17 protein-coding genes are annotated in these 20,199 nt (G+C 70.9%); 12 read left to right on the forward strand and 5 right to left on the reverse strand.

The features are described 5' to 3' along the window. The first annotated feature begins 261 nt into the window (after positions 1-261). Both fmt and ADK36_RS09605 read left to right on the forward strand, forming a co-directional pair. Entirely contained in the window at positions 262-1,194 is a 933-nt protein-coding gene (gene fmt, locus ADK36_RS09600; RefSeq protein ID WP_048581058.1) for a methionyl-tRNA formyltransferase, read from the forward strand. A 113-nt stretch (positions 1,195-1,307) separates the two neighbouring features. Beyond that, on the forward strand, positions 1,308-2,726 hold the full coding sequence (locus ADK36_RS09605) for an RsmB/NOP family class I SAM-dependent RNA methyltransferase (RefSeq protein ID WP_048581057.1): 1,419 nt from the start codon (positions 1,308-1,310) through the stop codon (positions 2,724-2,726). Positions 2,727-2,944: 218 nt separating this feature from the next. Here the strand turns inward: ADK36_RS09605 and ADK36_RS09610 are convergent, their stop codons facing one another. Next, positions 2,945-5,092 carry an MMPL family transporter gene (locus ADK36_RS09610; RefSeq protein WP_053196982.1) on the reverse strand — a complete coding sequence of 716 codons (2,148 nt, stop codon included), beginning with the start codon at positions 5,090-5,092 and terminating at the stop codon, positions 2,945-2,947. A 191-nt stretch (positions 5,093-5,283) separates the two neighbouring features. On the opposite strand from ADK36_RS09610, the gene rpe reads away from it, so the two are divergent. From rpe to ADK36_RS09640, 6 genes are all read left to right on the forward strand, one after another. Next, positions 5,284-5,970, forward strand: a complete 687-nt coding sequence (rpe, locus tag ADK36_RS09615; RefSeq protein ID WP_048581055.1) for a ribulose-phosphate 3-epimerase — start codon at positions 5,284-5,286, stop codon at positions 5,968-5,970. A 78-nt stretch (positions 5,971-6,048) separates the two neighbouring features. Next, positions 6,049-7,092, forward strand: a complete 1,044-nt coding sequence (locus ADK36_RS09620; RefSeq protein ID WP_048581054.1) for a sugar-binding transcriptional regulator — start codon at positions 6,049-6,051, stop codon at positions 7,090-7,092. Positions 7,093-7,169: 77 nt separating this feature from the next. Then, a complete protein-coding gene (locus ADK36_RS09625) occupies positions 7,170-7,481 on the forward strand; it encodes a barstar family protein (RefSeq protein WP_048581053.1) in 312 nt (103 codons plus the stop codon). Positions 7,482-7,612: 131 nt separating this feature from the next. Further along, on the forward strand, positions 7,613-9,055 hold the full coding sequence (locus ADK36_RS09630) for a GuaB1 family IMP dehydrogenase-related protein (protein ID WP_048581184.1): 1,443 nt from the start codon (positions 7,613-7,615) through the stop codon (positions 9,053-9,055). A gap of 418 nt (positions 9,056-9,473) precedes the next feature. Next, complete coding sequence (locus ADK36_RS09635; protein WP_048581052.1) at positions 9,474-10,979, forward strand: amino acid permease; 1,506 nt, start codon at positions 9,474-9,476, stop codon at positions 10,977-10,979. Between the two features lie 10 nt (positions 10,980-10,989). Beyond that, positions 10,990-11,442 (forward strand): Lrp/AsnC family transcriptional regulator, encoded by a 453-nt coding sequence (locus ADK36_RS09640; protein WP_048581051.1) that lies wholly within the window; start codon positions 10,990-10,992, stop codon positions 11,440-11,442. A gap of 56 nt (positions 11,443-11,498) precedes the next feature. Here the strand turns inward: ADK36_RS09640 and ADK36_RS09645 are convergent, their stop codons facing one another. Continuing rightward, a complete protein-coding gene (locus tag ADK36_RS09645; protein ID WP_338060775.1) occupies positions 11,499-11,906 on the reverse strand; it encodes a hypothetical protein in 408 nt (135 codons plus the stop codon). A gap of 226 nt (positions 11,907-12,132) precedes the next feature. On the opposite strand from ADK36_RS09645, the gene ADK36_RS09650 reads away from it, so the two are divergent. Continuing rightward, entirely contained in the window at positions 12,133-13,332 is a 1,200-nt protein-coding gene (locus ADK36_RS09650) for an MFS transporter (RefSeq protein ID WP_053196984.1), read from the forward strand. Here the strand turns inward: ADK36_RS09650 and ADK36_RS09655 are convergent. Then, the gene (locus tag ADK36_RS09655; protein ID WP_053196986.1) at positions 13,301-13,840 is read right to left on the reverse strand and encodes a hypothetical protein; all 540 of its coding nucleotides are present in this window, start codon (positions 13,838-13,840) and stop codon (positions 13,301-13,303) included. The two genes, ADK36_RS09650 and ADK36_RS09655, sit on opposite strands and share 32 nt — an antisense overlap. A 310-nt stretch (positions 13,841-14,150) precedes the next feature. On the opposite strand from ADK36_RS09655, the gene ADK36_RS09660 reads away from it, so the two are divergent. Then, entirely contained in the window at positions 14,151-14,939 is a 789-nt protein-coding gene (locus tag ADK36_RS09660) for a carbon-nitrogen hydrolase family protein (RefSeq protein WP_048581048.1), read from the forward strand. 46 nt (positions 14,940-14,985) lie between these two features. After that, positions 14,986-16,683, forward strand: a complete 1,698-nt coding sequence (locus ADK36_RS09665) for a flavin monoamine oxidase family protein (RefSeq protein WP_053196988.1) — start codon at positions 14,986-14,988, stop codon at positions 16,681-16,683. A 34-nt stretch (positions 16,684-16,717) separates the two neighbouring features. Here the strand turns inward: ADK36_RS09665 and ADK36_RS09670 are convergent, their stop codons facing one another. Next, positions 16,718-17,404, reverse strand: coding sequence for a DUF5995 family protein (locus ADK36_RS09670; RefSeq protein WP_053196990.1), 687 nt, complete (start codon positions 17,402-17,404; stop codon positions 16,718-16,720). 174 nt (positions 17,405-17,578) lie between these two features. Here ADK36_RS09670 and ADK36_RS09675 point away from each other — a divergent pair, with 174 nt between their 5' ends. Next, on the forward strand, positions 17,579-18,718 hold the full coding sequence (locus tag ADK36_RS09675) for a glycoside hydrolase family 6 protein (protein ID WP_048581045.1): 1,140 nt from the start codon (positions 17,579-17,581) through the stop codon (positions 18,716-18,718). Here the strand turns inward: ADK36_RS09675 and ADK36_RS09680 are convergent. Next, entirely contained in the window at positions 18,700-20,127 is a 1,428-nt protein-coding gene (locus tag ADK36_RS09680) for a uracil-xanthine permease family protein (protein WP_053196991.1), read from the reverse strand. The genes ADK36_RS09675 and ADK36_RS09680 overlap by 19 nt on opposite strands. Between the last annotated feature and the right edge of the window lie 72 nt (positions 20,128-20,199).

The raw sequence follows: 20,199 nt of genomic DNA on the forward strand, positions 1-20,199 counted from the left end.
AGTGGGGTCGCGGTCGTTGGCGGTCAGGGTGAGCTGTTGGTGGGTGGAAGCGCGATCGGTCGTGGGTTGGGTGAGTCCTTGGCGGCGGGGGCGGGATCGCAGTTCTTCGCGGGCAGGGTGAGTCGTTGTTCGTGGGGTCGGCGCAGTCGTTTGCGGGCTGGAGTGAGTTGTCCGTGGTGTTCCCCATGTGAGGGCCGTCGTCGGCACCCATAGACTTGTGTGCTGCCCAACCAACCCCGCCCGAGAGGCCCGTGCCCACCCATGAAGCTTGTCTTCGCCGGTACCCCTGAGGTCGCCGTTCCCGCTCTGGACGCTCTGATCGCTTCCGGGCGGCACGAGGTGGCCGCCGTTGTCACGCGGCCGGACGCGCAGGCCGGGCGGGGGCGCAGGATGGTGGCGAGTCCGGTGGCCGAGCGGGCCGAGGAGGCCGGGATCGAGGTGCTCAAGCCGGCCAGGCCGCGTGAACCCGAGTTCCTGGAGCGGCTCAGGGAGATCGCGCCCGACTGCTGCCCCGTCGTCGCGTACGGCGCCCTGCTGCCCCGCGTCGCCCTCGACATCCCGGCCCACGGCTGGGTCAACCTGCACTTCTCGTTGCTGCCCGCCTGGCGGGGGGCCGCGCCCGTGCAGCACGCCATCATGGCGGGCGACGAGATCACCGGGGCCTCGACCTTCCTCATCGAGGAAGGGCTCGACTCCGGGCCCGTCTACGGCACCGTCACCGAGGCGATCCGGCACACCGACACCAGCGGCGACCTGCTGACCAGGCTCGCCTTCGCGGGCGCGGGGCTGCTTGCCGCGACCATGGACGGGATCGCGGACGGCACGTTGAAGGCCGTGCCGCAGCCGTCCGAGGGGATCACCCTCGCGCCCAAGGTCAACGTCGAGGACGCTCATATCGACTGGGCTGCCCCTTCCCTGCGCGTCGACCGTCTCGTGCGCGGGTGCACCCCTGCCCCGGGTGCCTGGACCACCTTCCGCGGTGAGCGGCTCAAGCTCATCCAGGTGCAGCCCGTGCCCGGGCGGGACGATCTCGCCCCGGGGGCGCTCTCCGTCGGGAAGAACAACGTGTACGTCGGGACGGGGTCGTACGCCGTCGAGTTGCTGTGGGTGCAGGCGCAGGGCAAGAAGCCGATGCGGGCCGCGGACTGGGCGCGTGGCGTACGGATCGAGGACGGGGAGAGCCTCGGGGGCTGACCGTCGGTCTGACCGACGGTTCCCTGGCCTCGGCGTGACCAGCCGTACGTCCGGGCGGCCGTGCGACGTAGGCTGGTCGTACATCTCATCCAGCAATCCGGAGCACCTTTTTCGTGAGCGACACCTCCCGTCGGCCCCGCAAACCCGGCAAGCCCTACCGACGGCCCAAGAAGGACCCCGTCCGCGTCCTCGCCTTCGAGGCGCTGCGTGCCGTGGACGAGCGGGACGCGTACGCCAACCTCGTGCTGCCGCCGCTGTTGCGGAAGGCGCGGGAGAAGGGCGACTTCGACGGGCGTGACGCCGCGCTCGCCACCGAGCTGGTCTACGGGACGCTGCGGTGGCAGGGGACGTACGACTCCGTCATCGCCGCCTGTGTGGACCGGCCGCTGCGCGAGGTCGACCCGCCCGTGCTCGATGTGCTCAGCCTGGGTGCGCACCAGTTGCTCGGGACGCGGATTCCTTCGCATGCCGCCGTTTCCGCGTCTGTGGAACTCGCGCGGGTCGTGCTGGGGGACGGGCGGGCCAAGTTCGTCAATGCCGTGTTGCGGAAAGTCGCGCAGGACGATCTCGACGGGTGGATCCAGCGGGTCGCTCCGCCCTACGACGACGATCCCGAGGACCATCTCGCCGTCGTGCACTCGCATCCGCGGTGGGTCGTCTCGGCGCTGTGGGACTCCCTCGGCGGTGGACGGGCCGGGATCGAGCGGTTGCTGGCCGCCGACAACGAGCGGCCCGAGGTGACGCTGGTCGCCCGGCCGGGGCGGGCCACGACCGAGGAGTTGCTCGGTGAGGAGGCCGCGGTGCCGGGGCGGTGGTCGCCGTATGCCGTGCGGTTGGCCGAGGGCGGAGAGCCTGGGGCCGTCGAGGCCGTTCGGGAAGGGCGTGCGGGGGTGCAGGACGAGGGGAGCCAGCTGGTCGCCCTCGCTCTGGCCAACGCGCCGCTGGAAGGGCGCGACGAGAAGTGGCTCGACGGGTGTGCCGGGCCCGGTGGCAAGGCTGCGCTGCTCGGGGCGCTGGCCGCCGAGCGGGGGGCCATGTTGCTCGCCTCCGAGAAGCAGCCGCATCGGGCGGGGCTCGTGGCGAAGGCACTGGAGGGTAATCCGGGGCCGTATCAGGTGATCACCGCGGACGGTACGCGGCCGGCCTGGCGGGCCGGGAGCTTTGACCGGGTGTTGATGGATGTGCCGTGTACGGGGCTGGGGGCGTTGCGGCGGCGGCCGGAGGCTCGGTGGCGGCGGCGGCCGGAGGATCTGGACGGGTTCGCTCCGCTTCAGCGGGAGTTGCTGCGGTCGGCTCTTGACGCTGTGCGGGTGGGCGGGGTCGTCGGGTACGCCACGTGCTCGCCTCATCTCGCGGAGACGCGGGCGGTGGTCGAGGACGTGTTGAAGCAGCGGGGTGGGGCTGAGTTGATCGATGCCCGGGGGCTGCTGCCGGGGGTGCCGGACTTGGGGGAGGGGCCTGATGTGCAGTTGTGGCCTCATCTGCATGGGACGGATGCGATGTATTTGGCGCTGATTCGGAAGGTGGGCTGAGGGGCGGTCGGTTGTGCGGCGGTGTGGGGGCGGGCCATGGCTGTCTTCGCCCCCGCCGCTCCTTCCCGTCCCTTCCCGTCCCGTCCCTTGAAGGGGCTCCGCCCCTTCGACCCCGCCAGGGGGCTGCCGCCCCCTGGACCCCCGCTATCGGCCCGAAGGGCCTCGTCCTCGAACTCCCCCGGAGGGGGTACCCCCAGACGGGCTGAAGAGATGGTGCTTCAGCCTCCCCGCTGAGCGCCGCTTCCCTCCGGCTCCCGTACCGCCGTGGCTCCCCCGTCCTCCCGGGCCAGTCGATGCGGCCACCACACCTTCGGGCCCACGTCCAGGAAGAGGGACGTCACCAGGACCGAGCGGACGATGAAGGTGTCCAGGAGGACGCCCAGGGCTACCGCGAAGCCGATCTCGGCGAAGGCGACCATGGGGAGGGTGCCGAGGGCGGCGAAGGTGCCTGCCAGGACCAGGCCGGCTGAGGTGATGACCGTGCCTGTGGCGGCCAGGCCCGTGACCACGCCGGGGCGGGTGCCCTGGTGGGTGGCCTCCTCGCGGATGCGGGTGGTGAGGAAGATGTTGTAGTCGATGCCCAGCGCCACCAGGAAGACGAAGACGAAGAGGGGGAAGTCGGTCGACTCGCCCGCGTAGTCGAAGAGGTGGCGGAAGGCGAGTGCGCTGATGCCGAGTGCGGCCGCGAAGGACAGGATCACCGTGCCGATCAGGAGCAGCGGGGCGATCAGGGCGCGGAGCAGGGCGCAGAGGATCAGCAGGACCACCAGCAGGACCAGCGGGATGATCAGTATGTTGTCGTGCGTGGTCGCCTCGTCCATGTCCAGCAGGGCCGCCGTACCGCCGCCCACCTGGGCATCCGCGTCCGGCACCGCGTGGACGGCGTCCCGTACGCGTTCGACGGTCTGCTTCGCGGCCTCGCTGTCGGCGGGCGCGGTCATCGTCGCCTCGAAGAGCACCTTGCCTTCGTAGGAGGGCTTCGTGCCTGGTGGCAGGCCCAGTGAGGTGGGGACGACGCCCTCTGTTCCGGCGACGGCGCGGCCCACCTGTACCGCTTGGGCTTGGTTGCTGATGATGACCAGGGGGTCGCCGCTGCCGGCCGGGAAGTAGCGTTCGGAGATCTGCTGGCCGGTGATGGAGTCCGGTTTGTCGGTGAACGCGTCGGCGTTGCTCAGGCCCTCGGCGCGGAGTTGGATCAGGCCCAGGGAGCAGACGGCGAGTGCGATGGCCGTGACCGTCCAGACCATGCGGGGGCGGTGGGAGATACGGCGGCCCATGCGGGCCCAGACGCCTCGCGTCTCCGGGTTCTCCGTGCCCAGGTGCGGGACCACCGGCCAGAAGATCCAGCGGCCGAAGATGACCAGGAGGGCGGGGAACAGGGTCAGCATCGCGATCAGGGCGACCGCGACTCCGATCGCCGCCACCGGGCCGAGGCCGCGCGTCGAGTTCATCTCCGCCGCCAGCAGCACCAGCATGCTCAGGACGACGGTCGCGCCGGAGGCGATCACCGCCGGGCCCGCGCGGTGCAGGGCCAGGGCCATCGCCTCGTGGCGGTCCCCGTGACGGCGCAGCTCTTCTCGGTAGCGGGCCACCAGCAGTAGTGCGTAGTCCGTGCCCGCGCCGAAGACCAGGACCGTGAGGATGCCGGCGCTCTGGCCGTTCACCGTCAGGCCCCCGTGTTCCGCCAGGAGATAGATGAAGGCCTGCGCGGTGAACAGGGCGACGATCACGGAGACGAGGGGGACCAGGAGCAGGGTGGGGCTGCGGTAGGTGATCAGGAGCATGACGATGACGACCGCCATCGCCGAGAGGAGGAGCGTGGAGTCGATGCCCTCGAAGGCTTCGGAGAAGTCGGCTGAGGTGCCGCCGGGGCCCGTGATGTGCACGGCGAGCCCGGCACCGCCCGTGCCCACGATGTCCCTGATGGAGTCGACGGCCGGCGCGATGCGCTCCCAGCCCTTCTCGTCCATCGTGATCGGCACCTGGACCTGGGCCGCCCGCGGGTCCACCTCGCGGTCGAAGACCGGGCCCCGGGTCTCGGCGCCCCGGATGCCGTGGTCGGTCAGCTGCTTGAGCTGCGCCACGTCCTCGGTGATCGCCGTTCGCTCCCGGACCGTCAGGCCGCCGTCACGGGCGTAGATGACGATCGCGGGGATCTGCTCCGGCCTGAAGTTCTCGGAGACTTCCAGGACTTGAGTGGATTCCGCGGACCCCGGCAGCCAGGAGGCCGCGTCGTTGTCCTGCGCGTCGGTCAGCTTCTGCGCGAAGGGCGCCGTCAGGAACAGCGCCACCAGCCACAGCACCAGCACGACCCACTTGGCGCGCCGTCCGCAGACCAGATGCGCGATGCCTCGTGTCCCGGTCATGGCCACCCCCGTAGCCGGTCGGCCGCCGAGCATGGCACGGGCGACCGTGCCCCGTAAGGGGCGCGGCACCGGGACACCTGCGGCTTCGCCGCGCGGGCGCGAACAGCCACGGACGGCCCCCGGCGAACATACGGCCGTTTCCATCCGGGACCGATGCTGCTCACCCCCCGAGGGCATGGCAGTCTTGGGGCATGGCCGCGCAGATCAACCCCAGCATCCTGTCCGCCGACTTCGCCCGCCTCGCGGACGAGGCCAAGGCGGTCGAGGGAGCCGACTTCCTCCACGTCGACGTCATGGACAACCATTTCGTCCCGAACCTCACGCTCGGCGTGCCGGTCGTAGAGTCCCTGGCCCGTGCGACGGACACCCCGCTGGACTGCCATCTGATGATCGAGGCCCCCGATCGGTGGGCGCCCCAGTACGTGGAAGCGGGGGCCTCCTCCGTCACCTTCCATGTCGAGGCCGCCGCGGCCCCCGTGCGGCTCGCTCGGGAGATCCGGGCCAAGGGCGCCCGTGCCTCCATGGCGCTCAAGCCCGCGACGCCCATCGAGCCGTACGAGGATCTGCTCCCCGAACTCGACATGCTGCTGATCATGACGGTCGAGCCGGGCTTCGGTGGTCAGGCGTTTCTCGACATCATGCTTCCGAAGATTCGCCGCACCCGCGAGTTGATCAGCAAGCACGGCCTTCAGCTGTGGCTCCAGGTGGACGGCGGAGTCTCCGCCTCGACCATCGAGCGGTGCGCCGAGGCGGGCGCCGATGTGTTTGTCGCCGGTTCGGCGGTCTACGGGGCCGAGGACCCCGCCGAAGCGGTCCGTGCGTTGCGTGCCCGGGCGGACGCGGTCACGAAGACCGCAGCCTGGGCATGCGACCACTGAGCCAAGGGAACGTGAACGGCGCCCATCAGGGCGGATCAAGAGCGCCGGATCTGCAAGGATGAACGGCGAATCCAGAGTGTGAACAGCAGTGAGGAGATCGCCGTGTCGGGTATGTCGGCGGGCCGGTCAGCCATGCGGATGGGACCCGCTGAGCTGGTGCAGGCGGCGGCTATGGCCCGCCGCTTCTACCTCGAGGGCAAATCCAAGATCCAGATCGCGGAGGAGTTCGGCGTCAGCCGCTTCAAGGTGGCCCGGGTCCTGGAGACCGCTCTCGAACGGGATCTGGTGCGCATCGAGATCCGTGTGCCGGCCGAGCTGGACGCGGAGCGCTCGGACGCGCTGCGCGCCCGCTACGGCCTCAGGCACGCCGTCGTGGTCGAGTCCCCGGCCGAGGCCGAGGAGACGCCCGACCCCGAGAACCTGGGAGAAGTGGCCGCCGACCTGCTCGGCGAGCTCGTGAACGAAGGCGATGTGCTGGGCCTTGCCTGGGGCCGGTCCACCATCCACATGGCGGCCGCTCTCGACCGGCTGCCGCCCTGCACCGTCGTGCAGCTGACGGGCGTGTACGACGCCGGGACCGCGGAACGCGGTTCCGTCGAGGCGGTGCGCCGGGCCGCCCAGGTCTCCGGCGGCGACGCCCACCCCATCTACGCGCCGATGCTGCTGCCGGACGCGGCCACCGCGGCGGCGCTGCGCCACCAGACCGGGATCGCCCGGGCCTTCGAGTACTTCGACAAGGTCACGGTCGCCTGCGTCTCCATCGGCTCCTGGGAGCCCGGTATCTCGACGGTGCACGACATGCTCAGCGACGAGGAGCGGGCCCACTACGCCTCGCTCGGCGTCGCCGCCGAGATGTCCGCGCACCTCTTCGACACCGAGGGACGCCGGGTCGGACGGGACCTCGGGGAGCGGTGCATCACCGTGAAGGCGGACCAGCTCCGCCGTATCCCGGAGGTCGTCGCGATCGCGGGTGGCGCGCGCAAGGCCGCCGCGATCGACGCGGTGCTGCGGTCCGGGCTCGTGACCAGCCTGGTGACGGACACGTCGGCCGCGGATGTGCTGATGACGGCGGGGCCGACCCCGAGGTCGACGCTCAACAGGGCTGACCCGGACGGACAGTGACGGTGTGTCAGGAGGGGGACGGTCCGGTGGCCGTCCCCCTCGTTCGTCGACGATCACTATGACTTGGCGGTACTGAGATGACCGACCTCGCGGTCACGCTGGACCTCGACGGGGTCATGGACAAGGCGGGCCTGATGGACCGTTGTGCCGTGACCCTGGAGTTGCCCGACTGGTTCGGCCGCAACTGGGACGCCCTCGCCGACAGCCTCGCCGATCCCTCCGTGTGGCCGAGGGAGGCCGCGGACGGGCTGCTGGTCGTCGTACGGAACTGGCAGCCGTACGCGAAGGCGCGGCCCGAGGAGTGGGAGATCGCCCAGGAGGTGTTCTCCGCGGCCGTGGACCGGGCGCCGTCGCTCACCGTGATGCTCGCTCTCGGAGGATCCTCCTAGTGCCCCTTTGACCTGCTCGTATGAAGCGACCGTGCATCGCATTCCGGTCAGCATGGGACAATGAAGTACGTGCTCTTCCCCCTGGCTGACCTGTCCGGGGGCCACCTCTGATCGACTGGGATGTGCAGCACGTGCGTTTCCTCAATGACATCCAGCCCGCGTACGACCTGACGTACGACGACGTCTTCATGGTCCCGAGCCGCAGCGCGGTCGGCTCGCGGCAGGGTGTGGACCTCAGCTCCCCGGACGGCACGGGCACCACGATCCCGCTGGTCGTCGCCAACATGACCGCCATCGCAGGCCGCCGTATGGCCGAGACGATGGCCCGGCGCGGCGGCCTGGTGGTCATCCCGCAGGACATCCCGATCGAGGTCGTCACCGAGGTCGTCGCCTGGGTGAAGAGCCGCCACCACGTCCTCGACACCCCGATCGTGCTGGCCCCGCACCAGACCGTCGCCGACGCACTGGCCCTGCTGCCCAAGCGCGCGCACAACGCCGGTGTGGTCGTCGACGACGACTTCAAGCCGATCGGCGTGGTCACCGACTCCGACCTGTCCGGCGTCGACCGCTTCACCCAGCTCGAAGTGGTCATGTCCCGGGACCTGCTGCTCCTCGACGCGGACCAGGACCCGCGCGAGGCCTTCAACACCCTCGACCACCACAACCGGCGCTACGCCCCCGCCGTCGACGCCGACGGCCGCCTCGCCGGCATCCTCACCCGCAAGGGCGCCCTGCGCGCCACCCTGTACTCGCCGGCCGTCGACGCGAACGGCAAGCTGCGCATAGCCGCCGCCGTCGGCATCAACGGCGACGTGGCGGGCAAGGCCAAGCAGCTCCTCGACGCGGGCGTCGACACGCTGGTCATCGACACGGCGCACGGCCACCAGGAGTCGATGATCGCCGCGATCAGGACCGTGCGGGCGCTCGACCCGCAGGTGCCGATCGTCGCGGGCAACATCGTCGCCGCGGAAGGCGTCCGCGACCTCATCGAGGCCGGTGCCGACATCATCAAGGTCGGTGTCGGTCCGGGTGCGATGTGCACCACCCGCATGATGACCGGCGTCGGCCGGCCGCAGTTCTCCGCCGTGCTGGAGTGCGCCGCCGAGGCGAAGAAGTACGGCAAGCACGTGTGGGCCGACGGCGGTGTCCGGCACCCGCGCGACGTCGCCATGGCGCTCGCCGCCGGCGCTTCCAACGTGATGGTCGGCTCGTGGTTCGCGGGCACCTACGAGTCGCCGGGCGACCTCCAGCAGGACTCCAGCGGGCGGCTGTACAAGGAGTCGTTCGGCATGGCGTCCGCGCGGGCCGTGGCCAACCGGACGTCCGACGAGTCGGCGTACGACCGCGCCCGTAAGGCGCTCTTCGAGGAGGGCATCTCCACCTCCCGCATGTTCCTCGACCCGGCCCGCCCGGGTGTGGAGGACCTGATCGACTCGATCATCGCGGGTGTGCGGTCGTCCTGCACGTACGCGGGCGCCGGGTCCCTGGAGGAGTTCGCCGAGAAGGCGGTCGTCGGCATCCAGAGCGCCGCCGGGTACGCGGAGGGCAAGCCGCTGCACGCCAGCTGGAGCTGACGCCTCGTCAACGCCGTTCCACCCAAGAGCTCGGGTGTAGCTGTATGACGGCGACGGCGGGTAGTTCGTGGCTGGTCGCGCCCTCGCGGCGGAGCCCGCAAATCGATACAGCCCCGCGCCCCTGAGGTACGTGCAGCAGACGCCCCTTCAGGGGCGCGGGGAACTGCCCGACCAGCACCCACGCACCCGCACCGTGCAACGGTCGAAAGCCGCCGCGCAACGAACACCCACCGAGCCCCCAGGAACGCAATGATCTTGCGGGCATGCGCAAGGTTGCTGCATTTCACCAGCAACGCCGATCGCCCTAGGCTGTCGCCTCGTACGTGGCGTGGCAGGGACCCCGCTCGGTGGGTTCCTGTTGTCGCAGGGTGCCGCCGGTCCCCGCCGCCCTCACAGGCAGCGACGAAGGAGTCAGCGCGTGCTCGATCAAGGCGCACCCCCGCAGAACCGCCCCAAGACAGGCCCACCGTCCCCGGGTGTCGGTGCGCGCCTCATGCGTCGCAAGCCCGTGGAACACCTGGTCGCAGAGGGTGGTCAGGGCGAGGGAGGGTCCCTGAGACGCTCCCTCGGCATGTGGCAGCTCACCATGATCAGCATCGGTGCCACCCTCGGCACCGGCATCTTCGTCGTCCTCGGCGACGCCGTCCCGGAGGCCGGTCCCGCCGTCACCCTGGCCTTCGTGATCGCCGGCCTCACGGCACTGTTCTCCGCCCTGTCGTACGCCGAGCTGGCCGGCAGCATCCCGGTCGCCGGCTCCTCGTACTCGTATGCGTACGCAACGATGGGTGAACTCGTCGCCTGGGTCTGCGGCTGGTGCCTGGTGCTGGAGTACGGCGTCTCGGTGGCCGCCGTGGCCGTCGGCTGGGGCGAGTACCTCAACGAGCTGCTCAACGGGACCATAGGCGTCACCATCCCGGCCGTGCTGTCCTCGGCCCCCGGCGAGGGCGGGATCATCAACCTGCCCGCGTTGATCGTCGTCCTGCTGGCGATGGTGTTCCTGCTCGGCGGCGTCCGGGAGTCCGCCCGCGCGAACACGATCATGGTGGCGGTCAAGATCGCCGCCCTGGTGCTGTTCTGCGCGGTCGGCTTCATGGGCTTCAAGTCCGGCAACTACAAGGACTTCATGCCGCTCGGCATGGCAGGCGTGAGTGCCGCGGGCGCGACGCTCTTCTTCTCGTACATCGGCTTCGACGCCGCCTCCACCGCCGGTGAGGAGGCGAAGGACCCCAAGCGGGACCTGCCGCGGGCGATCATGCTCTCGCTGATCATCGTGACCGCGCTGTACGTGCTCGTCGCGGGTGTCGCCGTCGGCGCCTGGAACTGGACCAAGTTCGAGGGCTCCGAGGCATCCCTCGCCGCGATCATGAACGACGTCAGCGGCCAGAGCTTCTGGGGCACGCTGCTGGCCCTCGGCGCCGTGATCTCCATCGCGAGCGTCGTGCTCACCGTGCTCTACGGCCAGACCCGCATCCTGTTCGCGATGTCCCGTGACGGCCTGGTGCCGAAGGCGCTCGGCAAGGTCCACCGGAAGACCGGTGCGCCGCGCCTCAACACGATCATCGTGTCGCTGTTCTGCGGTGCGCTCGCCGCCCTCATCCCGCTGGGCAAGCTCGTCGACGCCACCAGCATCGGCACGCTGTTCGCCTTCGCGCTGGTCAACATCGCGGTGATCGTCCTGCGTTACCGGCGACCCGAGCTCGAGCGCACGTTCAGGGTGCCGTTCGGGCCGGTGCTGCCGGTGCTGGGCTTCCTGTTCTGCGCGTACAACATGTTCAGCCTCGACACTGTCACCTGGGTCGTCTTCGGGTGCTGGATGGCCGCCGGTCTCGTGGTCTACTTCGGGTACGGCTATCGCCGTTCGCGCCTTGCCACGGCGGGCGCCCCAGTCGCCCCCGACGCCTCAGTCGCACCAGAAGTGAAGTGAACCACCCGCAGTGCTGAACGATCTCGACGAACGCATCGTGCACGCCCTCGCCGAGGACGCCCGCCGCTCCTACGCGGACATCGGGCAACTCGTCGGCCTGTCCGCGCCCGCCGTGAAACGGCGCGTGGACCGGCTGCGCGCGACCGGGGCCATCACCGGGTTCACCGTACGGGTGGACCCCTCGGCACTCGGCTGGGAGACCGAGGGGTTCGTCGAGATCTACTGCCGGCACAACACCTCGCCGGACACGATTCGGCGGGGCCTGGAGCGGTATCAGGAGGTCGTGGCCGCGTCCACCGTCACCGGGGACGCCGACGCCGTCGTCCAGGTCTTCGCCTCCGACATGCGGCACTTCGAGCGGGTCCTGGAACGGATCGCGGGGGAGCCGTTCGTCGAGCGGACCAAGTCGGTGCTGGTGCTTTCGCCGCTGCTGCGAAGGTTCTCTTCCGGGTCGCCTACGTAGATCGTCGGCTGCCGGTGGGCGGGGGCCGGTCGCGCCCAGGCGGCGGAGCCGCACATCTATACGGCCCCGCGCCTCTCAAGGGCGTCTTCGCCGACCTTTCTCACCATGCGCCGGATGACCCATGCGTGGCCGCCCGTTCCGATCACCAGGAGCCGGTAGAGGCGGCCCGTCCACCCCGGGAAGTCGGCCCTGGTCTCGGCGCGCACCCGGGTGCGGTCGACTCCCGCCTCCTCCAGTCGGAAGATCAAGGCGTACGTCGAGAAGCGGTGGCTTCCGCCGAAGGCCAGCTCCTTGCCCGGTACCGCGGTGACCATGCGGAACGCGGGGTGGTCGACGGTTTCGCGGATGGCCTGCCAGACGGCGTCCGACGCCGCGACGACGATCGACGTGTGGGTGCTGACGTACGGCAGGTCGGGGATCTCGGTGGCGTCCATGCCGGAAGTCTCGCGCGCGGCCTCGCGCACCGGCGTCCTCCCCCCGGGCCGATGTCCCCCGCCGCTCGGCGGAGGCGCGTGGCGTCGAACTCCTCCTGGCGGAGGGCGCCCGGCGGAATTGCCGCTGCGCCCCTGCCCCCGGCCCGCCTACCATCGATGCCATGACCTGGCGACATTGATCCACCAGCCGTGCCTCCCGAGGGCCGCCTCGGACGCCGTACCCCCGGTGTCCGAACAGTCCCTGCGGGAAGGCCCCATGACACTCTCACCTGCGCGTGTGCCCGCCACCGGCGTCCGGCGGCTCACGGTCACGCTGTACGGCTATTCGTTCCTCGACGACTTCGTCCTGCTCTACCCGGTGTACGCGCTGCTGTTCGCCGACACCGGCATGTCGCTCTGGCAGATCTCCTCCCTGTTCGCCCTGTGGTCGATCACCGGCGTCCTGCTGGAGGTCCCCTCCGGCGCCTGGGCCGACGCCGTCTCGCGGCGGCTGCTGTTGTGGCTCGGCCCGCTGCTCACGGCCGCCGGCTTCGGGCTGTGGGTGCTGCTCCCCTCGTACTGGGCCTTCGCCCTCGGCTTCGTCCTGTGGGGGGCCGGCGGAGCGCTCGGTTCCGGTGCGCTGGAGGCGCTGGTCTACGACGAGCTGGACCGGCTCGGTGCCGCCGACCGGTATGCGCGGGTCATGGGCCGGGCCCGGGCCGCGCGACTGGTGGCCACGATGGCCTCCGTCGGCCTCGCCGGGCCTGTCATCGCGCTGGGTGGCTATCCGGCCGTCGGCGCGGCGAGCGTGCTGGCCTGTCTCTTGACGGCCGCCACGGCGACCCGGTTCCCGGAGCACCGGGTACGGCCGGAGACGGGGGAGGAGGGCTGGGCGACGACGCTGCGGACCGGGCTCGCCGAGGTCCGCGAGGACCGTTCCGTGCGCGGTGCGCTGCTGCTGCTGGTCCCCGCCGTCGCCGCCGTATGGGGCGCGCTCGACGAGTACACCCCGCTGCTGGTCCGGGACCTCGGCGTCGCCGAGGCGACCGTGCCCTGGCTGATCCTGCTGATCTGGGCGGGCGTCACCGCCGGAAGCCTCCTGGCCGGACCGGCCGAACGCCTCGGCGCGAGAGGGCTCGCGGCGCTGCTCGCGGGCGCCGCGCTCGCCCTGGCCGTGGGAGCCGCGGCCGGCACAGTGGCCGGCATCGCCCTCGTCGGCCTCGCCTTCGGCGGGTTCCAGCTGGCCGAGGTGCTGGCCGACGTCCGTCTCCAGCACCGGATCCACGAGTCCCGCCGGGCCACCCTCACCTCCGTGGCGAGCCTGGGCACGGAGCTGGCCACGGTCGCCACCTTCGGCCTGTACGCGCTGCTCGGTACGGGTGCGGCGCACAGCACGGTCTTCGCGGTGCTGGCGATCCCGTACGCGGTGACCGCGCTGGGGCTGGCTAGAAGTCGGGCCGCCACGGCACGACCGTGAAGTCCCCGGTGCCCTTCCTGACCTTCTCGAAGGGCGCCGAACTCACGCACCTGGGCAGCTCCTTCGTCTCGACGGGGTTGCCCGTCGACGCCCAGCTGTAGCCGAGTCGGTCGCGGTGGCCGAGGTCGTGGACGGTGACGCCGACCCGTTTGCCCTCGGCGCCCGGCAGGTCGGAGGAGGTGATGACGCCGGAGACGACGGCCACCTTGCCGCCGGTCAGCAGGCAGTCGACCTTCGCCTTCGCCCGGGCGCCCTCGCCGTCCAGGTAGTGGCTGAACTCGAAGGTGCCGGTGGCCTTCGTCGGGTCGGCGGTGTCCTTCGCCGCCAGATGCGCGTCGAAGGAGAACGTGATGTCGTCACCGGCCGAGCGGTACAGCTTGGCGGAGCCGGTGAGGGCCGCGGCCTCCCGCTGACGCGGTTCCTCCGACGCGGTGGCGGCGGCCGCGGCCGACCCGGCGGTCAGCAGCAGTGCGGAGCCCAGCACGGCGATCTTCGTACGGCGGTTCATGGCGGTCCTTTCCGCAGGTCGATCGGACGGTCCCCACTTTCCCGGCGCCGCGCCCGCACCACATCGCGCCGGGGGCGGGACCCCGCCTCCGCCGTCCGGCGGGGACGTCGGCCTGCCCTGCGCCCCCAGGAGGAGTGGGCCTGCGACCGCGGTCGCGCAACGAATCGCCGGCCACCCCTCGTCGCACGCAACAAACAGCTCAGCGGCGCGCAACGGCTCCTGCTTGTCCGCCCTGCTCAGCCGCCCGTACCGTCTACGTGGCCCCTACACGGCCCTCCCTGCCCCCCCTGCCGCCCGGTGAGGAACACGCATGCGCACCGCCCTGCTCCAGAGCTCCGGCCGCCCCGGCTCCACCGTCGAGAACCTCAAGGTCCTCGACGAGGCCGCGGGCCGTGCCGCCGCCGCGGGCGCCGGGCTGCTGGTCGCGCCGGAGATGTTCCTGACCGGGTACGCGATCGGCGACGACATCGCCCGCCTCGCCGAGCCCGCCGACGGCGACTGCGCGGACGCGATCGCCGAGAGCGCGACGCGGCACGGCCTGGCGATCGCCTACGGCTACCCCGAGCGGGCCGGCGACACCGTCTTCAACTCCGCCCAGCTGATCTCCGCCGACGGCACCCGACTGGCCAACCACCGCAAGACCCACCTCTTCGGCTGCTTCGAGCGCGACCACTTCACGCCGGGGGACCAGCCGGTCGTCCAGGCGGAACTCGACGGCCTCCGCGTCGGCATCCTGATCTGCTACGACGTCGAGTTCCCGGAGAACGTCCGGGCCCATGCCCTGGCCGGCACCGACCTGCTGATCGTGCCGACGGCGCAGATGCACCCGTTCCAGTTCGTCGCCGAGTCGATGATCCCGGTGCGCGCCTTCGAGAACCAGATGTACGTCGCGTACGTCAACCGGGTCGGCCGGGAAGGGGAGTTCGAGTTCGTCGGCCTCTCCACCCTCGCCGGACCCGACGGGGTCGCGCGCACCCGCGCCGGCCGCGGTGAGGAACTCGTCCTCGCCGACGTCGACCCCGCCTTCCTCGCCGCCTCCCGCGAGGAGAACCCGTATCTGAAGGACCGCCGCCCCGGTCTCTACGGGTCCTTGATCTGAGCCTGAGCCCCCCGCAGTCCCTGTTTGCGCAAGGAGTCCGTACCCCATGACGTCCACGGTGCCCAACGCCGTCCAGCACGCCGACGAGCAGCAGCCGCCGATCACCATGTTCGGCCCGGACTTCCCGTACGCGTACGACGACTTCCTCGCCCACCCGGCGGGGCTCGGCCAGATACCGGCGACCGAGCACGGCACCGAGGTCGCGGTCATCGGCGGCGGGCTGTCCGGCATCGTGGCCGCGTACGAGCTGATGAAGATGGGCCTCAAGCCCGTCGTCTACGAGGCGGACGAGATCGGCGGCCGACTGCGGACCGTCGGCTTCGAGGGCTGCGACCCGGATCTGACCGCCGAGATGGGCGCGATGCGCTTCCCGCCGTCCTCCACGGCCCTCCAGCACTACATCGACCTGGTGGGCCTGAAGACCCAGCCCTTCCCCAACCCCCTCGCCGAGGCGACGCCTTCGACCGTCGTCGACCTCAAGGGCGAGTCGCACTACGCCGAGACCATCGACGACCTGCCCCAAGTCTACCGGGACGTCGCCGAGGCATGGAACAAGTGCCTGGAAGAGGGCGCCGACTTCTCCGACATGAACCGGGCGATGCGCGAGCGGGACGTGCCGCGTATCCGCGAGATCTGGGCGCAGCTCGTCGAGCGGCTCGACAACCAGACCTTCTACGGCTTCCTCTGCGACTCCGAGGCATTCAAGTCCTTCCGGCACCGCGAGATCTTCGGCCAGGTCGGCTTCGGCACCGGCGGCTGGGACACCGACTTCCCCAACTCCATCCTGGAGATCCTGCGCGTCGTCTACACCGAGGCCGACGACCACCACCGCGGCATCGTCGGAGGCTCCCAGCAGCTGCCGCTGCGCCTGTGGGAGCGCGAGCCGGAGAAGATCGTCCACTGGTCCTACGGCACCTCGCTCGCCAAGCTCCACGAGAACGGCGAGCCCCGCCCGGCCGTGACCCGGCTGCACCGCACCGCGGGCAACCGGATCACGGTGACGGACGCGAACGGCGACATCCGCACCTACCCGGCGGCCGTCTTCACCGCCCAGTCCTGGATGCTGTTGTCGAAGATCGCCTGCGACGACTCGCTCTTCCCGATCGACCACTGGACGGCGATCGAGCGCACCCACTACATGGAGAGCTCGAAGCTGTTCGTCCCGGTCGACCGGCCGTTCTGGCTGGACAAGGACGAGGAGACCGGCCGGGACGTCATGTCGATGACGCTCACCGACCGTATGACGCGCGGCACCTACCTGCTGGACGACGGGCCGGACAAACCCGCCGTCATCTGCCTCTCCTACACCTGGTGCGACGACAGCCTGAAGTGGCTGCCGCTGTCCGCGGCCGAGCGGATGGAGGTCATGCTGAAGTCGCTCGGCGAGATCTACCCGAAGGTCGACATCCGGAAGCACATCATCGGCAACCCCGTGACGGTGTCGTGGGAGAACGAGCCCTACTTCATGGGCGCGTTCAAGGCCAATCTCCCCGGCCACTACCGCTACCAGCGGCGCCTGTTCACGCACTTCATGCAGGACCGGCTGCCCGAGGACAAGCGGGGCATCTTCCTCGCCGGTGACGACATCTCCTGGACGGCCGGCTGGGCCGAGGGCGCCGTCCAGACCGCGCTGAACGCGGTCTGGGGCGTCATGCACCACTTCGGCGGCGAGACCGACGCGACCAACCCGGGGCCGGGCGACGTGTACGACGAGATCGCGCCGGTCGAACTGCCGGAGGACTGACCGGCGTTCACGCGGGAACGCTGCCGGACCCGGATCAGTCCGGCAGCGGCGTGAGCAGCATGCGTCCCGCGAACCCCACCGCCGCGTCCAGCCGCTGGGTGAACTCCTCGGCGACATCCGGCAGTCGGCGCAGCGCCCACAGCGCCCGCGCCGCCGACCAGGTGGCGTCCCGGGCCCGCTCCAGGCTCCAGGAACCGAGCAGATGGGTCAGCGGATCGGCGATCTGGAGCAGGTCGGGACCCGGCATCAGCTCTTCGCGGATGCGCTCCTCCAGCGAGACGAGGAGATCACCCACGCGGTCGAACTCGTCCTCCAGATCGACGGGTTCGCAGTCGAGGCTACGACAGGCGTCCACCAGGGCGAGCGCCAGATCGTGGCCGATGTGCGCGTTGATGCCCGCGAGCGCGAACTGCAACGGACGTACGCCGGGATGCCGGCGCATCTGGAACAGGGGCCGCCAGCACGCGGGCGGGCGCCGCTCGTCCTCGGCCCGCTCCGCCGCCGCGAGATACCGCTCCGCGAACCGCACGTCCAGCGTGATCGCCGCCCGGGCGTCCGGGAACCGACCGCCGTCGACGTGCCGGTCGACGGCCTCCGTCACGGTGAGGTAGACGCGGTTGAAGACCGCCACTCCGTCGCGTTCGGGCAGGGTCGCGTGGAGGGCGCGCATACGGGAGATGACGGCATCCACGGGTGTGGTGAATTGTTCGCATTGCGCCATGGGGGCAGAGTCCCAGCTTTAGGCTGGCGGAAGTGTCGGCGGGCCCGGCGCTTCCCCAGAACGGGGGAACGCGCTCGCTGTCGGGGGAGGGGGAGCGGGACGGTGCCAGGCTTACGTGCCCAGCGACTGGCCGCACGCAGGTCCGAGCGCAGGAGGGCGGCCCGGCGCCAGGCCATGGTCGTGGCGGCCTCCGTCGTGGTCGCCGTCGGCGCCGCGACCGGCACGATCTCCGCGCTCGACGACAGAGGGCGCTCCGACGAGGCCAGGCCGCCCGAGGTGACGCGCTCACCGGGCCTGGAGTCCCTGCCGCTCGTGCCCTCGCCCTCCCCGTCGACCACGAGGTCACCTTCGCCGACGCCCGCTTCACCGACTCCGAGGAAGAAGGCCGGGCCGGCGAGCCCTACACCCTCGCCGACCAGGACCGAGCGGACGCGGCAGCCGGCCGTGGCGTCCGCGCGCCTCTACCGCCACCCCGACTCCCAGGTGCTGGAGTGGATCCGCGGCAACTCCGGCGACCCGCGGCACGCCGTCATCGAGGCCCGTATCGCCGCCCAGCCCGCCGCGGTCTGGTTCGCCGACTTCACGCCGGACACCATCACCGCCCGGGTCCGCGCGGTCACTTCCGGCGGGTCGGCGCTCGGGCGGGTGCCGGTGGTCGTGCCGTACGCGATCCCGGACCGTGACTGCGGCGGGCACTCCCAGGGCGGGGCGCCCGACCTGGACGCGTACGACGCCTGGATCGACAGGTTCGCCGCCGGGCTCGGCTCCTCCGACGTCATCGTGATCCTGGAGCCCGACTCCGTCGCCCAGTCAGAGTGCCTCTCCGCCGCCGAACGCGCCGACCGCTTCGCCTCGTTGGCCCGCGCGGGCCGCGCCTTCAAGGAGGCGAACCCCAAGGCGCGCGTCTACTACGACGCCGGGCACTCCGGCTGGAACGCGCCCGGCAAACAGGCGGAGTGGCTGCGGCGGGCCGGCGCCGCCTCGACCGCGTCGTCCGACGGCGTCTTCAGCAACGTCTCCAACTTCCACGCCACGACCGACGAGATCGCCTACGACCGACAGGTCCTCGACGCCCTCGGCGGCCCCGCGAGCCTCGGAGCCGTCATCGACACCAGCCGCAACGGCGCCGGGGCCCCGGCCGACGGGGAGTGGTGCGACCCCGCCGGCCGCAAGCTGGGCCGGGCGCCGACCCTCAGCACCGGCGAGGCACGGATCGACGGCTATCTGTGGGTGAAGCTGCCGGGAGAGTCGGACGGCTGCAAGGGGCGGCCGGGGACCTTCACGGCGTCCTACGCCTACGACTTGGCGCGCTGAGTCCCGTCGCCGGTGGCACTCCCGTCGCCGGGCCGGCCCTCCTCGTCGTACGACGACGTGCCCTCGTCGAGCAGCGGGTGCTGCGTCTTGAGGTGGGCCGGGGCGAAGGCCCGCAGGGCGTGGTAGCCGGTGATGACGACGAGCGTGCCCAGCGCGATGCCGCTGAGCTGGAAGGTGTCGGTGAACTCCATGGTGACGTTGCCGACGCCGATGATGATGCCCGCGGCGGCCGGGACGAGGTTGAGCGGATTGCGCAGGTCCACCTTGGAGTTGATCCAGATCTGGGCGCCGAGCAGGCCGATCATGCCGTACAGGATGACGGTGATGCCGCCGAGGACACCGCCCGGGATGGCGGCCACGACCGCGCCGAACTTGGGGCAGACGCCGAAGAGCAGGGCGAAGCCGGCGGCGGCCCAGTAGGCGGCGGTCGAGTAGACGCGGGTCGCGGCCATCACGCCGATGTTCTCGGAGTAGGTGGTGTTGGGCGGGCCGCCCACCGACGTGGAGAGCATCGAGGCGACGCCGTCCGCGGAGATCGCGGTGCCCAGCCTGCCGTCCAGGTTGTCGCCTGTCATCTCGCCGACCGCCTTGACGTGCCCGGCGTTCTCGGCCACCAGGGCGATGACGACGGGCAGCGCCACCAGGATCGCCGACCACTGGAAGGACGGGCCGTGCAGATCCGGCAGGCCGACCCAGTCGGCCTTGCCGACGCCGGAGAGGTCGAGGCGCCAGTGGTCGGTGAGCTTGCCGCTCGCGTCGACCGAGTGGATCCTGCCGAAGATCCGGTCGAAGGCCCAGGAGATGCCGTAGCCGAAGACCAGGCCCAGGAAGATCGCGATACGGGACCAGAATCCGCGCAGACAGACGACCGCGAGCCCGGTGAACAGCATCACCAGCAAGGCCGTCCACTGGTCCTGCGGCCAGTACGTGGCGGCCGTCACCGGGGCGAGGTTGAAGCCGATCAGCATCACGACGGCACCGGTGACGATCGGGGGCATCGTGGCGTGGATGATCCGCGCGCCGAAGCGCCGCACCGCGAGACCGACCAGGAACAGCACGACACCGACGACGAAGACCGCGCCGGTGACGGTCGCGCTCGTACCGCCGTCGGCCCGGATGACCGCGGCGACACCGACGAAGGAGAGGGAGCAGCCGAGGTAGCTGGGCACCCGGCCACGGGTGGCGAGCAGGAAGACGAGCGTCGCCACGCCGGACATCATGATCGCCAGGTTGGGGTCGAGCCCCATCAGGACCGGCGCCACGAAGGACGCGCCGAACATGGCCACCACATGCTGGGCGCCGAGCCCGACGGTGCGGGGCCACGAGAGCCGTTCGTCGGGGCGGACCACCGCTCCGGGCGCCGGCGTGCGTCCATCGCCGTGCAGTTTCCAGCGGACGCCGAGATCCATGGTGCGGTTTCGCTTTCGTCGTGCCTGTGGGGGACCGGACCATTGTCAGGTACGTGGAGAGCCGGTCCGGTC

This window comes from Streptomyces viridochromogenes, assembly GCF_001270495.1.
Taxonomy (GTDB): domain Bacteria; phylum Actinomycetota; class Actinomycetes; order Streptomycetales; family Streptomycetaceae; genus Streptomyces; species Streptomyces viridochromogenes_A.

Excerpts from the sequence above, each read along its gene's own strand:
- fmt (WP_048581058.1), top strand. The coding sequence starts at position 262 with ATGAAGCTTGTCTTCGCCGGTACCCCTGAGGTCGCCGTTCCCGCTCTG.
- ADK36_RS09665 (WP_053196988.1), top strand. The coding sequence starts at position 14,986 with ATGACGTCCACGGTGCCCAACGCCGTCCAGCACGCCGACGAGCAGCAG.
- ADK36_RS09660 (WP_048581048.1), top strand. The coding sequence starts at position 14,151 with ATGCGCACCGCCCTGCTCCAGAGCTCCGGCCGCCCCGGCTCCACCGTC.
- ADK36_RS09680 (WP_053196991.1), bottom strand. The coding sequence starts at position 20,127 with ATGGATCTCGGCGTCCGCTGGAAACTGCACGGCGATGGACGCACGCCG.
- ADK36_RS09675 (WP_048581045.1), top strand. The coding sequence starts at position 17,579 with ATGGTCGTGGCGGCCTCCGTCGTGGTCGCCGTCGGCGCCGCGACCGGC.
- ADK36_RS09610 (WP_053196982.1), bottom strand. The coding sequence starts at position 5,092 with ATGACCGGGACACGAGGCATCGCGCATCTGGTCTGCGGACGGCGCGCC.
- ADK36_RS09655 (WP_053196986.1), bottom strand. The coding sequence starts at position 13,840 with ATGAACCGCCGTACGAAGATCGCCGTGCTGGGCTCCGCACTGCTGCTG.
- rpe (WP_048581055.1), top strand. The coding sequence starts at position 5,284 with ATGGCCGCGCAGATCAACCCCAGCATCCTGTCCGCCGACTTCGCCCGC.
- ADK36_RS09625 (WP_048581053.1), top strand. The coding sequence starts at position 7,170 with ATGACCGACCTCGCGGTCACGCTGGACCTCGACGGGGTCATGGACAAG.
- ADK36_RS09650 (WP_053196984.1), top strand. The coding sequence starts at position 12,133 with ATGACACTCTCACCTGCGCGTGTGCCCGCCACCGGCGTCCGGCGGCTC.
- ADK36_RS09670 (WP_053196990.1), bottom strand. The coding sequence starts at position 17,404 with ATGGCGCAATGCGAACAATTCACCACACCCGTGGATGCCGTCATCTCC.